The sequence below is a fragment of the Mycobacterium sp. NPDC050551 genome, assembly GCF_040674075.1.
Taxonomy (GTDB): domain Bacteria; phylum Actinomycetota; class Actinomycetes; order Mycobacteriales; family Mycobacteriaceae; genus Mycobacterium.
Genome location: NZ_JBFARC010000002.1, coordinates 366961 through 380460, shown reverse-complemented (window position 1 = coordinate 380460; position 13500 = coordinate 366961). Strand labels below are relative to the sequence as shown.

Annotated in this window: 15 protein-coding genes; 7 read left to right on the top strand and 8 right to left on the bottom strand. The window is 69.0% G+C overall.

Translation table 11 applies throughout. The features are described 5' to 3' along the window. Nucleotides 1-32: 32 nt before the first annotated feature. Complete coding sequence (locus tag AB0K11_RS08460; RefSeq protein ID WP_364974671.1) at nt 33-935, bottom strand: alpha/beta hydrolase; 903 nt, start codon at nt 933-935, stop codon at nt 33-35. Between the two features lie 104 nt (nt 936-1039). Here AB0K11_RS08460 and AB0K11_RS08455 point away from each other — a divergent pair, with 104 nt between their 5' ends. After that, nucleotides 1040-2419, top strand: a complete 1380-nt coding sequence (locus AB0K11_RS08455) for a cation:dicarboxylase symporter family transporter (protein WP_364974668.1) — start codon at nt 1040-1042, stop codon at nt 2417-2419. Nucleotides 2420-2520: 101 nt separating this feature from the next. Then, nucleotides 2521-2847: a hypothetical protein gene (locus AB0K11_RS08450; protein ID WP_364974666.1), complete on the top strand. Its 327-nt coding sequence runs from the start codon at nt 2521-2523 to the stop codon at nt 2845-2847. A 9-nt stretch (nt 2848-2856) separates the two neighbouring features. Here the strand turns inward: AB0K11_RS08450 and AB0K11_RS08445 are convergent, their stop codons facing one another. Beyond that, nucleotides 2857-3177 (bottom strand): hypothetical protein, encoded by a 321-nt coding sequence (locus AB0K11_RS08445; protein WP_364974664.1) that lies wholly within the window; start codon nt 3175-3177, stop codon nt 2857-2859. A gap of 153 nt (nt 3178-3330) precedes the next feature. On the opposite strand from AB0K11_RS08445, the gene AB0K11_RS08440 reads away from it, so the two are divergent. Beyond that, on the top strand, nt 3331-4962 hold the full coding sequence (locus AB0K11_RS08440) for a long-chain fatty acid--CoA ligase (protein ID WP_364974661.1): 1632 nt from the start codon (nt 3331-3333) through the stop codon (nt 4960-4962). Between the two features lie 18 nt (nt 4963-4980). Here the strand turns inward: AB0K11_RS08440 and AB0K11_RS08435 are convergent, their stop codons facing one another. Next, nucleotides 4981-6171, bottom strand: coding sequence for a lipid-transfer protein (locus AB0K11_RS08435; RefSeq protein WP_364974658.1), 1191 nt, complete (start codon nt 6169-6171; stop codon nt 4981-4983). An 80-nt stretch (nt 6172-6251) separates the two neighbouring features. Here AB0K11_RS08435 and AB0K11_RS08430 point away from each other — a divergent pair, with 80 nt between their 5' ends. Next, on the top strand, nt 6252-7307 hold the full coding sequence (locus AB0K11_RS08430; RefSeq protein WP_364974655.1) for a dihydrodipicolinate reductase: 1056 nt from the start codon (nt 6252-6254) through the stop codon (nt 7305-7307). A gap of 9 nt (nt 7308-7316) precedes the next feature. Here AB0K11_RS08430 and AB0K11_RS08425 read toward each other — a convergent pair whose 3' ends face one another. Then, on the bottom strand, nt 7317-8357 hold the full coding sequence (locus AB0K11_RS08425) for a zinc-binding dehydrogenase (RefSeq protein WP_364974652.1): 1041 nt from the start codon (nt 8355-8357) through the stop codon (nt 7317-7319). Between the two features lie 39 nt (nt 8358-8396). Between AB0K11_RS08425 and AB0K11_RS08420 the strand changes: the two genes are divergently transcribed. Continuing rightward, nucleotides 8397-9251 carry a patatin-like phospholipase family protein gene (locus AB0K11_RS08420; RefSeq protein WP_364974649.1) on the top strand — a complete coding sequence of 285 codons (855 nt, stop codon included), beginning with the start codon at nt 8397-8399 and terminating at the stop codon, nt 9249-9251. Here AB0K11_RS08420 and AB0K11_RS08415 read toward each other — a convergent pair. The 3 genes from AB0K11_RS08415 to AB0K11_RS08405 are packed head-to-tail and all read right to left on the bottom strand — an operon-like array spanning nt 9248 to nt 11082. Next, a complete protein-coding gene (locus AB0K11_RS08415; RefSeq protein ID WP_364974647.1) occupies nt 9248-10297 on the bottom strand; it encodes a patatin-like phospholipase family protein in 1050 nt (349 codons plus the stop codon). The genes AB0K11_RS08420 and AB0K11_RS08415 overlap by 4 nt on opposite strands. Nucleotides 10298-10330: 33 nt before the next feature. Next, nucleotides 10331-10762: a lipoprotein LpqV gene (locus AB0K11_RS08410; protein ID WP_364974645.1), complete on the bottom strand. Its 432-nt coding sequence runs from the start codon at nt 10760-10762 to the stop codon at nt 10331-10333. A gap of 47 nt (nt 10763-10809) precedes the next feature. Further along, complete coding sequence (locus AB0K11_RS08405; RefSeq protein ID WP_364974643.1) at nt 10810-11082, bottom strand: hypothetical protein; 273 nt, start codon at nt 11080-11082, stop codon at nt 10810-10812. Between the two features lie 287 nt (nt 11083-11369). Here AB0K11_RS08405 and AB0K11_RS08400 point away from each other — a divergent pair, with 287 nt between their 5' ends. Together AB0K11_RS08400 and AB0K11_RS08395 are read left to right on the top strand one after the other, a co-directional pair. After that, complete coding sequence (locus AB0K11_RS08400) at nt 11370-11924, top strand: cysteine dioxygenase family protein (RefSeq protein WP_364974640.1); 555 nt, start codon at nt 11370-11372, stop codon at nt 11922-11924. A 2-nt stretch (nt 11925-11926) separates the two neighbouring features. Then, nucleotides 11927-12301, top strand: coding sequence for a rhodanese-like domain-containing protein (locus AB0K11_RS08395; protein ID WP_364974638.1), 375 nt, complete (start codon nt 11927-11929; stop codon nt 12299-12301). On the opposite strand, the gene AB0K11_RS08390 is transcribed toward AB0K11_RS08395, so the two are convergent. Next, the gene (locus AB0K11_RS08390) at nt 12298-13500 is read right to left on the bottom strand and encodes a hypothetical protein (RefSeq protein ID WP_364974635.1); all 1203 of its coding nucleotides are present in this window, start codon (nt 13498-13500) and stop codon (nt 12298-12300) included. The two genes, AB0K11_RS08395 and AB0K11_RS08390, sit on opposite strands and share 4 nt — an antisense overlap.

The window sequence follows — 13500 nt, the reverse complement described above, 5'->3', positions numbered from 1 at the left end:
GCGGCCAGGCCCTCCACCGCACCGGGCGCCGCCTAATCCGCGCCGAGATCCGCTGCGGCGATGGCGAACACCTCGTCCGCGCAGCCGACGGCCACGAAGTGTCCGGCCTCCGCCACCGGATGCCACACGGCGCCGGGCATCCGCTCGGCGACGGTCTCGTTGATCGACGCAGGCACCAACCGGTCGTCGAGCCCCTGCCACAGATGCACCGGGCGTTCGATCGCCGTCACGTCGAACGCCCACTGCCGGTACAGCAGATCGGCGTCGAGGACCAGACCCTCACTGCCCTGCGCGAAGCACTCTGCACCCGCGCGGGCGAACACGGCCGCGTTGTCCGCCTGCTGCAGGACCTCTCGGTCGTAATCGTTGACGGCCTTGCGCACTTCGTTGAGGTAGCTGCGCGGGAACCGGGTGGCGGTGAACCCGACCGCCGCGTACATCAGGTGGAAGCCGGGCCGGAAGCGCAGCGCCAGGGTGCCGCCGAACGCGTCGGCTCTCGACAGCCGGCCGGCCGCCCAGTTGTCGCCGAAGGCGCCGTAGCTGCCCGGGGCGAGGCTGCTGACGTGCCGCAGCCGTCCGGCATCGAGGTAGGCCGCGGCGGCCAGTGCCCACGGGCCGCCCTCCGACCAGCCCGTCACGCCGAACTCGTGTCGGCCCAGTGCGTCGGCGACAGTGATCAGGTCCTCGGTCCAGCCGCGGTAGGTGCGGTGGCGCTGCCGGGTGGAGCGCCCGAAGCCGGGACGGTCGACGCAGACGAGCCGCAAGCCTCGGGCCGCCGCCGCGTCGGCGAACAGGCGCGCCTCGAGCCTGCTGCTGGGCCCGCCGTGGTTGTGTAGCACCAGGGGCCCACCCGGGTCTCCCACGTCGAGATAGCTCAGGGTGCGGCCGTCCGGCGTCATCACCTGCCCGTCGGCGCCGTCCGTGCCGTCGACCACCCCACCGCCTCCCGCTGCACTTAATGAACTAAAGCGTGACCTGGCTCACGTCCTCGCCGAACCTACTTGCAGATCACATTCACTGTCGACCTTGGAGAAGAGCCATGAGCGTGACCCTGGACCCGCCCCCGCCGTCGCAACCCGATCCCACGCCTGCGCCGCCCAAGCGCCGCGACCGCACGCACTGGCTGTACATCGCCGTGGTCGTCGCGGTGCTGGCCGGTGTGGTGGTGGGCCTACTCGCCCCCGAGGTCGGCAAGAGCGTCGGCGTGCTGGGCACGATGTTCGTCGACCTGATCAAGATGATGATCGCCCCCGTCATCTTCTGCACGATCGTGCTGGGCATCGGGTCGGTACGCAAGGCCGCCACCGTCGGCAAGGTCGGCGGGCTGGCGTTCGTCTACTTCCTCGCGATGTCCACCTTCGCCCTCGCCATCGGCCTGGTGGTCGGCAACATCCTGCATCCCGGCAGCGGGCTGAACCTGTCCGAGAGCTCAGCAGGGAAGGGTGCGGAGCTGGCCGAGAAGGCGCACGAATCGGGCGGCATGCTCGACTTCGTCCAGGGCATCATCCCCGAGACGCTGTTCTCCTCGTTGACCGAAGGCAGCGTGCTGCAGGCGCTGTTCGTCGCCCTGCTGGTCGGGTTCGCGCTGCAGGGCATGGGCACCGCGGGCGAGCCGGCACTGCGGGCCATCGCCTCGCTGCAGAAGCTGGTGTTCAAGGTCCTGGTGATGATCCTGTGGCTGGCCCCGATCGGCGCGTTCGGCGCCATCGCCAACGTGGTGGGTCAGACGGGCTGGTCCGCGGTCACGCAGCTGCTCGGCCTCATGCTGGGCTTCTACATCACCTGCATCATCTTCGTGTTCGGTGTGCTCGGCGTCATTCTCCGGGTGGTGTCCGGCGTGTCCATCTTCAAGCTGGTGCGCTACCTGGCCCGCGAGTACCTGCTGATCGTGTCGACGTCGTCGTCGGAATCGGCGCTGCCGCGGCTGATCGCCAAGATGGAGCACCTCGGCGTCGACCGCACCACCGTGGGAGTCGTTGTCCCGACCGGCTACTCGTTCAACCTGGACGGCACCGCGATCTACCTGACGATGGCCTCGCTGTTCATCGCCGGAGCGCTCGGCGACCCGCTGTCGGTCACCGAACAGATCGGACTGCTGGTGTTCATGATCGTCGCGTCCAAGGGTGCGGCCGGTGTCACCGGCGCCGGCCTGGCCACCCTGGCCGGCGGCCTGCAGGCGCACCGCCCGGACCTGCTCGACGGGGTGGGCCTGATCGTCGGGATCGACCGGTTCATGTCCGAGGCCCGCGCGCTGACCAACTTCTCCGGCAACGCCGTCGCCACCATCCTCGTCGGTTCGTGGACCCACACGATCGACAAGGGCAGGGTCGACTCCGTTCTGCGCGGCGAGGATCCGTTCGACGAACTCACCATGGTCGACGACGATCACGCCGAGAGGCGGCAGACCGTCACCGCCTGACCGAGACGCGAAGAGCCCGGCCGACGCGTTCGGCCGGGCTTTTTCGTGCGGTGAACCTTTTCGGTGCCTCGCCCGTCGAGCCTCCTGAAGCACAACGACGAATGAAGGGCACGACCATGAAGACCTACCTGCTGATCTCCACCGGCATCGCGGCCGCGGCCTGCGCGGCGATCCTCGCACCGGGGACGGTGGCCGAGGCGGCCGCCGAATCGGCGGACCAGACCATCGCCGTTCTCGAAGCACAGGGTTTCGACGTGAGGGTCAACCGGTTGGGCAGCGCGCCGATCGACGAGTGCGTCGTCACCGACATCAGGAACCCGCGCAGGCAGACCGGATTCGTCCTGCGCGACGAGGACGGCGACAACCCATTCGCCACCGGCAACAACCGACGCCAGACGATCACCGTCTCGGTGGACTGCTCACGGTGAGCGGTCGGTTCAGCGCGAGCAGTTCAGCGACACCGAGATACTGCGGACGACGACCTCGATCAACCTGTCGTCGTAGTCGTCGTCCCACCATCGGTACTGACCGTTGTTGGGTACCAGCCGTGTGGTCTGTTGGGGATTGCGGATCCCGGTGACGGTGCATTGGTCGAGCGGTGCGGAACCGACCCGGTCGATGTTGACCGTGTAACCGGCGTCCTCATAGCGGGTGATGGTCTCCAGCGCCGTTTCCTCGGCCGACGCGAGACCAGCGGGTACGGCCAGCACCCCACACATCGCCAGCGTCACAGCGCCCAGTGCTGTCTTCGCATTCATGACCGAACCTCCTGGTTCACCTCAACCATCCTCTGAATACATCGCCGGCGGAAGCCCAAACGTTCCTGACGCCGGACGTTCGACAGCACCAATCGACGGACTCCACCGCCGCGCCGGCATTAGCATCGCGCCCAACCGAAGGGGAGGCGTCCGATGCACAGCACCATGCAGGACTGTCCGTTGACGATCGCGGCGATCATGCGGCACGCCGCGACCGTCAACGGCGACCGCGCCGTCACCACTGCCACCGGCGGGGGCGGCTACCGCACGACGAGCTACCGCGAACTCGGCGACCAGGCCGCGCGCCTGGCCAACGCGCTGCGGAGGATCGGTGTCAGCGGCGACGAACGCGTCGGCACGTTCATGTGGAACAACGCCGAACACCTGGCCGCCTACCTGGCGGTGCCGTCGATGGGGGCGGTGCTGCACACCCTCAACATCCGGCTGTCGCCCGAACAGATCGCGTTCATCGCCAACGAGGCCGAGGACAAGGTGATCATCGCCGACGTCTCGCTGGTGGCCCAGCTGGCGCCCGTGCTGCCGCTGCTGGACACGGTGCACACCGTGATCGCCGTCGGCGACGGTGACCTCGACGCGCTCGATTCGCCGCACATGAGGGTGCTGCGCTACGCCGACGTCATCGCCGGTGAACGTACGGACTTCGACTGGCCGGAGACCGACGAGACCTCGGCGGCGGCCATGTGCTACACCAGCGGCACCACCGGCAATCCGAAAGGCGTTGTCTACAGCCACCGCTCGAGCTACCTGCACTCGATGAACGCCTGCACCGCCAACGCGTCGGGCATCGGCTGCAGCGACTCGGTGCTGCCGATCGTGCCGATGTTCCACGCCAACGCCTGGGGCCTGCCGTACGCGGCGCTGATGGCCGGTGCCGACCTGGTACTGCCCGACCGTTTCATGGATGCGGCCTCCTTGATCGACGTGATCGAGTCGCAACGGCCCACGGTGGCCGGCGCGGTGCCGACCATCTGGAACGACATCCTGCACCGGATCGAAGCGTCTCCTGGCCATGACATCTCGTCGCTGCGACTGATCACCAGCGGCGGTTCGGCGGTACCCGTGTCGCTGATGCGGGCCTACGAGCGGCTCGGCGTGCAGATCGTGCAGGCGTGGGGGATGACCGAGACGTCACCGCTGGCGACCGTGGCGCACCCGATCCCCGGCGTGAGCGACGACGAGCGGTGGACGCAGCGCGCGTCGCAGGGTCGCCCGGCGTGCGGGGTCGAGGTGCGGATCGTCGACGACGAGGGCAACCCGTTGCCGCACGACGGCAAGGCGGTCGGCGAGATCGAGGTTCGCGGGCCATGGATCACCGGCGGCTACTACCGCGGCCGCGACGCCGAGAAGTTCGACGACGGTTGGCTGCGCACCGGCGACGTCGGCCGCGTCGATCCGCAGGGCTTCGTCACGCTCACCGACCGGGCGAAGGACGTCATCAAGTCGGGCGGCGAGTGGATCTCGTCGGTCGAACTCGAGAATCACCTGATCGCCCACGAAGCGGTGCTCGAGGCGGCCGTCGTCGGCGTGCCCGACGAACGCTGGCAGGAGCGCCCACTGGCGGCGGTGGTGCTCAACGAGGGCGCGGCCGCCGATCCCGCCGAACTACGGGAGTTTCTCGCCGACAAGGTGGTTCGCTGGTGGCTGCCGGAACGCTGGACCTTCGTCGACGAGGTGCCGCGCACCAGCGTCGGCAAGTACGACAAGAAGACCATCCGCGCCCGCCACGCCGACGGCGCCTACGACGTCATCGAACTGCGGGACTAGATCGGGCCGCGAGCGTGACTACCGCTCGGCGCGCTGGTAGGCCGTGACGACGGCCGCGCCGCCGAGCCCGATGTTGTGCTGCAGCGCCGCGGTCACGTTGTCGACCTGACGCTTGTCGGCGTTGCCGCGCAGCTGCCACGTCAACTCCGCGCACTGCGCCAGCCCGGTGGCGCCCAGCGGATGACCCTTGGAGATCAGCCCGCCCGACGGGTTGACCACCCAGCGGCCGCCGTAGGTGGTGTCGTTGTTGTCGATCAGCTTCGGCGCCTCACCCTCGCCGCACAGGCCCAGCGCCTCGTAGAGCAGCAGCTCGTTGGCCGAGAAGCAGTCGTGCAGTTCGATCACCTGGAAGTCGCTGGGGCCGAGACCGGACTGGTCGTAGACCTGGCGCGCCGCCTGCACGTTCATGTCGTAGCCGATGACGTTCTTGGCGCTGCCGTCGAACGTCGACTCGAAATCCGTGGTCATCGCCTGGCCGACGATCTCCACGGCCTGGCCCGCCAGCCCGTGCTTGTCGACGAACGCCTCGCTGGCGAGGATCGCCGCGCCCGAACCGTCGGAGGTGGGGGAGCACTGCAGCTTGGTCACCGGATCGGAGATCATCCGCGCGCCGAGGATGTCGTCGAGGCTGTACTCCTCCTGGAACTGCGCGTATGGATTGTTCACCGAGTGCTTGTGGTTCTTGTACCCGATCTTGGCGAAATGCTCTGCGGTGGAACCGTGTTGACGCATGTGCTCGCGACCCGCGGCGGCGAACATCCACGGCGCCACGGGGAGTGCGAACTCCTCGATCTCGGCCAGCGCCTTGATGTGGCGGCCCAGTGGCGACTCGCGATCCTCGGCGCCGCCGGCCAGCGCACCGGGCTGCATCTTCTCGAAGCCGAGCGCGATCGTGCAGTCGGCCAGGCCGCCGCGAATGGCCTGGGCGGCCAGGAACAGTGCCGTCGACCCGGTCGAGCAGTTGTTGTTGACGTTGACCACCGGGATGCCGGTCATGCCCAGCTCGTAGAGCGCGCGGTTGCCCGACGTGGAATCGCCACTGCAGTAGCCGACGTAACCCTGCTGCACCTCGGAGTAGTCGATGCCGGCGTCCTCGAGCGCCTTGGTGCCCGACTCCTTGGCCATCTGCGGGTAGTCCCACCCCTCGCGGCGACCGGGCTTCTCGAACTTCGTCATCCCGACGCCGACGACGAACACTTTCTCAGGCATGGCTGTGGCCCTTCGCTTATCACCGCAAGTGGTGTAGACCACAATAGAACGCGTTCTAATTCGCCGACAAGGAGGGTGACGTGGGCCTACGGGTCGTGCAGTGGGCGACGGGCGGAGTCGGTGTGGCCGCGATCAAGGGTGTGCTCGAGCACCCCGATCTGGAGCTCGCCGGCTGCTGGGTGCACTCTCCCGACAAGGCCGGACGTGACGTCGGGGAGCTGGTGGGTGTCGACCCGATCGGCGTCGCCGCGACCAACAGTGTCGAGGAGATCCTGGCGCTCGACGCCGACGCGGTGATCTACGCGCCGCTGCTGCCCAACCCCCAGGAGGTCGAGGCGCTGCTGCGCTCTGGCAAGAACGTCGTCACGCCGGTCGGCTGGTTCTACCCGGGGGAGAAGGAGAGCACACCGCTGCGCACCGCCGCCGTCGAAGGCGGCGTCACGCTGCACGGCACCGGCATTGCGCCGGGCGGCATCACCGACAAGTTCCCGCTGATGATGTCGATCATGTCGACCGGAGTGACATTCGTTCGCGCCGAGGAGTTCTCGGATCTGCGCACCTACGACGCGCCGGACGTGCTGCGCTACGTGATGGGTTTCGGCGACACCCCCGAGAAGGCGCTCACGGGGCCGATGCAGAAGCTGCTCGACGGTGGTTTCATCCAGTCGGTGAAGATGATCGTCGACACCATGGGCTTCAACGCCGACCCGCAGATCCGCGCCACCCAGGAGATCGCCGTCGCGACCGCGCCCATCGACTCCCCGATGGGCGCCATCGAACCCGGCCAGGTCGCGGGCCGCAGGTTCCACTGGGAGGCGCTCGTCGGCGACGAGGTCGTCGTCCGAGTCACCGTCAACTGGTTGATGGGACAGGAAAATCTCGATCCGCCATGGGATTTCGGGCCGGCCGGCGAGCGTTACGAGATGGAGGCGAAGGGCAACCCGGACTTCGCGGTCACCATCAAGGGCTTTCAGCCCGAGAGCGTGGCGGAAGGCTTGGAGTGCAACAACGGCATCGTGGCCACCGCGGCGCACTGCGTGAACTCCGTGCCCGCGGTGTGTGCGGCCGCACCGGGCATCGCCACCTATCTCGATCTGCCGTTGATCAGCGCCAAGGCGGCGCCGCGACTGCGCTGAGCCGACGAGCTACGGCTGCACCAGGATTCGGATCGGATCGCCGTCGGCGTTCTCGAGCTTCTCGATGCCGAGCGCGACGTCCTCGAGCGGTACGACGGCACTGATCGAGCGCGACAGGTCTAGCCGGCCGAGTGAGACCAGTTGGGCCAGTGTGCCGATGTCGGAGTTCTGGTACCCGAGGTGGCCGAGCACCTGGCGCTTGAACAGGTTGAAGATCGAGGTCGGGCCGATGGTGGGAGCGTCGGCGCTCATCCCGACACCGACGAGCCTGCCGCCGACGGTGAGGCTGTTCAGCGCCTGCTCGAACGTCGATCCGAGGCCGACCGCGTCGAACGCGACGTCGAGGTTGCGACCGCCGGTGACCTCGGCGATCTTGCCCGCGAGGTCGGGGTCGCGCGCGTCGAACGCATGGTCGGCGCCGACGGCCAGCGCCCTGTCGAGGATGGCGGGTTTGATGTCGACCGCGATGATCGGCGCGGCGCCGACCAGCCGGGCGAGCTGGATCATGTGCGTGCCCAATCCTCCGACACCCCATACGCCGACGGACTCGCCGATACCGACCCCGGCCGTCCGGACCACCGCGCCGTACGGCGTGGAGACGGCGTCGGCCAGGATCGCGGCCTGCTCCAGGGGCACGTTGTCGGGAATCCTGGTCAGCCCGAACGCCTGGGCCACCGTGTACTCGGCCCAGCCGCCGTCGTAGGCGAACGCCATCAACCGGATCCGCAGGCAGTTCGACATGTCGCCGCGGCGGCAGTTGACGCATTCCAGACACGGCTTGCCTGCGGCCACCACCACGCGGTCGCCCTCCGCCCAGCCGGTGACGCCGGGCCCGATGGCCGCGACGGTGCCCGACGTCTCGTGGCCCTGGGTGACCACCGGCAGCTGCGAGGGAAACGTCCCGTTGATCAGGCTCAGGTCGGAATGGCAGATGCCGCAGAAGGCGACCTTGACCAGCACCTCACCCGGACCCGGCTGGGGGATCGGGACGTCCTCCACCGCGACGGTCCTGGTGTCGGCGTAGAAGCGCTGAGCGCGCATGGTGGCCATCGGACTCACGGTAGGCGACGGCTGGCACACTCGGGACCCGTGACAACGAAAACGGCACTGGTCCTCGCCGGCGGCGGGATCGCGGGCATCGCCTGGGAGACCGGCATTCTGCGGGGCATCGCCGACGAGTCGCCGTCGACGGCGCAGGCACTTCTCGACGCCGACGTGCTGCTGGGCACCTCGGCCGGATCAACGGTCGCCGCGCAGATCAGCAGCGGCACGAGACTCGACGCGCTGTTCGACCGTCAACTGGCCACGGCGTCGGCGGAACTCAGTCCGGCCGTCGGAATCGACGGCATCGTCGAACTGTTCGTCGGCGCGATGGCCCAGCCCGGGTTGACCACCACAGAGAAGCTGCAGCGGATCGGCGAGATCGCGGTGTCCACCCCGACGGTCGCCGAGCCGGTGCGGCGCGACGTCATCGCCGCCCGGCTGCCGTCGCACCAGTGGCCCGACCGGGTGCTGCGGATCCCCGCGATCGACACGGCGACCGGCGAACTCGTGGCGTTCGACCGGTCCGCCGGTGTCGGCCTCGTCGATGCCGTGGCCGCCAGTTGCGCGGTGCCCGGCGCATGGCCTCCGGTGACCATCGACGGGCGCCGCTACATGGACGGCGGCGTGGGCAGCACGATCAACCTGCGATTCGTCGACGACTGCGACGTCGTCGTGGTGCTGGTGCCGTCCGGCCGGGACTCGCCGTCGCCGTTCGGCGGTGGCGCCGCAGAAGAGATCGCCGCACAGGGCGACCGGGTGCTCGGGGTGTTCGCCGATGACGACGCGCTGGCGGCGTTCGGTGCCAACCCGCTTGACCCGGCTTGCCGCGTCCCCTCCGCCCATGCCGGGCGCACGCAGGGCCGCCGGGTGGCCGCCGAGATCGCGGCGTTCCTCGGCTAGGGGGTCAGCGTCGGGGTGAACCCCGGCGCCTCCAGCACGTCGAGCGCGTGCGCGGCCAGCTCTCTGCCGACCTGGATGACCTCGGCGGCGCGGTGGAAGTCGAGACTGCGGCAAACCGTTCGCGGGACCTCGATCAGCAGATCCGGCGGATAGCCGGCCAGCGTGTGTCGGGCCAGCGCCGCCTGCGCGATGTCGATGGTGCGGTTCATCACCTCGAAGCTGCTGAGCCGGGGCACCACCACGTCGTCCACCTCGTCGGAGCCGTCCTCGGCTGCGCCGTCCGGAGGGTCCTCGACGATGCCGTCCTGGCCGTCTGTGCCGTCCTCCGGGTCTTCGGCGGTGCCGAACCGGCTGAGCATCGACCGCACCGCGGGCGTGTCGAGCACCGTGCGGGCCGACTTGGTGTCGAGCAGCGCGGAGGTGCTGCGCAGCAGGCGGTTCAACCATTCGGAGTTGACCCCCGACTGGTCGCCGTCGGGTTCGGCGCGCCCGCCGGACTCGCTGCCGCTCAGGCTCACCGCGATCGTCAGGTCGGCGTTGACGGCCGAGATCGGCGCCATCGGCAGCGGGTCGAGGATGCCGCCGTCGGCGAGCAACCGGCCGTCCAGCACGTACGGCATGATCACACCGGGAATGGCGATGGAGGCGCGGATCGCCTCGTCGAGCGGACCGCGCTGCAACCACACCGATTTGCCCGCGATCAGATCCGTCGTCACCGCGGTGTACGGGATCGGCAGGTCCTCGATCGCCACCTCGCCGAGGATCTCGCGGACCGCGTCGATGATCTTCTCGGCACGCAGCACTCCGGCGGCGGTGATCGCCGGGTCGAGCAGCCGAAGCACCGCCCGCTGCGTCAGGCCCTTCGCCCACTCGGCGTACTCGTCGAGCTTTCCCGCCGCGTGCAGACCGCCGACGAGCGCCCCCATCGACGACCCCGACACTCCGACGATCTCGTAGCCGCGGTCGCGCAACTCGTCGATCACCCCGATGTGCGCGTAGCCGCGGGCTCCGCCGCTGCCCAGCACCAGAGCGACCCGCTTGCTCATGGCGCTATTGTGCGCCCTCTCGAATCGGCGCGGTCAGCCGCACAGTCCACCGGCGGCCGCCTCGACCGCGACGATCACCGCCGCCTGCCGCGGCGGTGCCAGCTTCGACCACGGCGTCCCGAACGTCCCGGGTCCCGCCGAGTCCGAGCGCTGCAGTTCGCCGAGGTACGGCTCGATCTGCGACGCAAGGTCGCCGCCCTTCTCGGTCATCCACGTCTTGGCGGCGTTGCACGCCTGGAAGTACTCCTCCTCGGTGGACTCCGCGGGCGAGCCGACGGCGGTGGTCACCCCGCCCGGCGTCACCTCCTGCGCGCCCGGCGCCGCCGTGCGGGTCTCCGACGTGGCCGTCGTCGACGGGCTTGGTTGCGGCGAACTGGCGGGGACGGCGTCGTCGCCGCCCGACGAACAGCCGGCGAGGGCCAGGACACCGGCGGCCGTGATCACCACTGCGGAGTAGCTGCGCATACCGCTCAATCTAGGCAACCCCGCGCAGCGGCCCGCCGCCGCCCGCGTCAGATGCCGGTGCAGAGCGAGACGAAGGGGATCGGCGCGCACACCCCGATGGAGAACCCGGGCGTCGGGTCGCCGTTCCAAGGCGGCGGAGGTGGCGGAGGAGGCGGGGGTGGCGGCGGCGGGGGTGCGCCGACACACGAGTTGGACGGCGCGTCGTACACCGTGCCCGGGCCGCACTCGGCGGCATTGCCCACACCGGGAGTCGCGACGGTCACGAACAACAGCGGAGCGAACGAGGCAGCCGCGGCGACTGCCAGATGTCTGATCTTCATTGCAGGCCTCCTGCAGCTTCTCCCCACGGCCCGAACCCGACTTTACCCCCGGATGGCGGCGTCGAACCAACGCTTCGACACCTGTCCGCACCGGTTTGGCCGCGCCTGCGCTCGCGACCCGACCAGCGCATTTCAAGATTCATCCTGAGGTTAAAGCCGGCGGCTACCGGGCGGTCCCGGGCTGTGGAACACTTGGCGCTGTGACGAAGACGACTGACCGTCTGGAGTGTTGTCGGGCCTGACGCCCGCCCCCGATCCGTCCCGTCACACCCCTTTGGAGCTCCTCCATGGTTTCCGCGGTTTCCACGCGTCCCCTCACGCTGCCGCCCGTCGCGGTCGCCCCCGCCGTCTCGGCGCCCACCCGGCTCCGGCTGCCCGACCTGCTGCACGCCACCGACGCCGGCGCGGACGAGGTTCTCAGCGGCCGCTACGACCACCTGCTGCCGGCCCGCGGCGTTCCGCGCGACGACCGCTGGTTCACCCGCATGTACGGCGACGACGAACTCGACATCTGGCTGATCAGCTGGGTGCCCGACCGGTCGACGGAGCTGCACGATCACGGCGGCTCGCTCGGTGCGCTCACCGTCGTGTCGGGCTCGCTGTCCGAAACCCGTTGGGACGGCGAGGCGTTGCGGCGCCGTCGGTTGTCCGCGGGCGATCAGGCCGGCTTCCCGCTGGGCTGGGTGCATGATGTGGTGTGGGCGCCCGACCCGGTGCCGACGCCCACGCTCAGCGTGCACGCCTACTCGCCGCCGCTGACGGCGATGTCGTACTACGAGGTCACCGAACGGCAGACGTTGCGGCGCAACCGCACCGAACTCACCGAACACCCGGAGGGATGAGCATGCCCAGCCGTATCGATCGCATCCTCGAGGGTGCGCGATCGCGCCTCGACCGGATGCCGGCGCGCGAGGTGCCCGTGGCGCTCGAGCGTGGCGCGCTGCTCGTGGACATCCGTCCGCAGGCGCAACGGGCGCGCGAGGGCGAGGTGCCTGCCGCGCTGGTGATCGAACGCAACGTGCTGGAGTGGCGCTGCGACCCGACCAGTGACGCGAAGATCGCCCAGGCCGTCGACGACGACGTCGAGTGGGTGGTGCTGTGCTCGGAGGGCTACACCTCGAGCCTGGCCGCTGCTGCGCTGCTCGATCTCGGGCTGCACCGGTCGACCGACGTCATCGGCGGCTACCACGCGTTGAAGGCCGAAGGCGTCCTCGTCTAGCTCTCCGCGTCGGCTTCGTTCTTCTTTTTCTTCTGGTCTGCGGCCGGAGCGGAGTCCGACGTCGCACGATCGGTCCTGGACCGGATCTGGTCCGTGGCCTTCTCGACGCGGTCCTGGATTCGCGTTCGAAGGCTTTTCCGCGGAGTCTCCGACGTTGACTCGGTCGCCTCGGCACGCTCGTCCCTCGCCTGCTTCAGATTGCCCCTGATCTCGCGAAGCGCACCGAATGGGCGCAGAAGCCGCTTTTCCGCCTTCGGCGCCGAGGTCTGCTCAGCGGGTTCGACGTCGACGGTCGCGGTATCGACCACGGCGGCGCCCGTCTCGAGCTGCGGGTCGACCGCAGCCGCCGGCTTCGGCGTGACCGTGTCGACGATCCCTTCGATGCTGTTGTCGGTTCGCGCCTCGACCACTGTCCCTGGGTCGGCCGCGGTCGGATCGGCCGGACCGATCTCTACGCCTTCTTTCGCCTCCGGCACCACCTCGGTCTTCGCCAGACTCACGTCGACCAACGTGGTCGATCCCACCGGTGGCCGCTCCTCGTCGTGGTACGGAAGCAGATCGGACAGATTGCGGAGGAACTCACGCGCCGACGCACGGAAGGCCTCATAGCCCTCGCCGAACTCCGTCGACCCGGGAAACGGCGGAAGCGGAGGGAGATTCGGCAGGAAGAAGTTCAGCTCGTCGATTCCCAGCTGGATCAGCGCGTCCAGACTCCACGACAGCCCCTCGGCGAGGTTCTGCCCGAAGCTGCCGTCGCCGTCGATCCAGTCGAGCGTGTTGTGGACGATCGCATGAACGATGCGCTCGCCGAAGTTGTAGAGGATCATCACCTGCGGTGCGAGCCATCCGACATACGGGATCCATCCCACGGCGTACTCGCCGAGTTCGAAGCCGTACCGAACCCACGGCTCGATGGCGTGATAGGCCGCTTCTAGACTGCTGGCCACCGAGCCCGGCGTCGGCACTGGCTCGGGCTGCGGCGGCTGCGGTACCGGACGGGACGCGCTGGGCCAGAATGTCTGCTGCCACCACTCGTACAGTTCGGGGAACTGGCTCGTCTGCGCGGCAGGCCTGACGTCGGCCACGTACTGCACGGCGACTGTTTCGTGTACGGGCGGTGTCACAGAGGGCGCGGCGACGAGCGCACTGATTCCGACGACGGCGACTCCGGTGGCGATGGATCGCGAGACACGCGTCAT

Bases quoted from the DNA above. Each gene is read 5' to 3' on its own strand.
- AB0K11_RS08425 (WP_364974652.1), bottom strand. From the start codon at position 8,357: ATGGCCACCATGCGCGCTCAGCGCTTCTACGCCGACACCAGGACCGTC.
- AB0K11_RS08405 (WP_364974643.1), bottom strand. From the start codon at position 11,082: ATGAAGATCAGACATCTGGCAGTCGCCGCGGCTGCCTCGTTCGCTCCG.
- AB0K11_RS08440 (WP_364974661.1), top strand. From the start codon at position 3,331: ATGCACAGCACCATGCAGGACTGTCCGTTGACGATCGCGGCGATCATG.
- AB0K11_RS08400 (WP_364974640.1), top strand. From the start codon at position 11,370: ATGGTTTCCGCGGTTTCCACGCGTCCCCTCACGCTGCCGCCCGTCGCG.
- AB0K11_RS08390 (WP_364974635.1), bottom strand. From the start codon at position 13,500: ATGACGCGTGTCTCGCGATCCATCGCCACCGGAGTCGCCGTCGTCGGA.
- AB0K11_RS08435 (WP_364974658.1), bottom strand. From the start codon at position 6,171: ATGCCTGAGAAAGTGTTCGTCGTCGGCGTCGGGATGACGAAGTTCGAG.
- AB0K11_RS08450 (WP_364974666.1), top strand. From the start codon at position 2,521: ATGAAGGGCACGACCATGAAGACCTACCTGCTGATCTCCACCGGCATC.
- AB0K11_RS08445 (WP_364974664.1), bottom strand. From the start codon at position 3,177: ATGAATGCGAAGACAGCACTGGGCGCTGTGACGCTGGCGATGTGTGGG.
- AB0K11_RS08415 (WP_364974647.1), bottom strand. From the start codon at position 10,297: ATGAGCAAGCGGGTCGCTCTGGTGCTGGGCAGCGGCGGAGCCCGCGGC.
- AB0K11_RS08395 (WP_364974638.1), top strand. From the start codon at position 11,927: ATGCCCAGCCGTATCGATCGCATCCTCGAGGGTGCGCGATCGCGCCTC.
- AB0K11_RS08455 (WP_364974668.1), top strand. From the start codon at position 1,040: ATGAGCGTGACCCTGGACCCGCCCCCGCCGTCGCAACCCGATCCCACG.
- AB0K11_RS08410 (WP_364974645.1), bottom strand. From the start codon at position 10,762: ATGCGCAGCTACTCCGCAGTGGTGATCACGGCCGCCGGTGTCCTGGCC.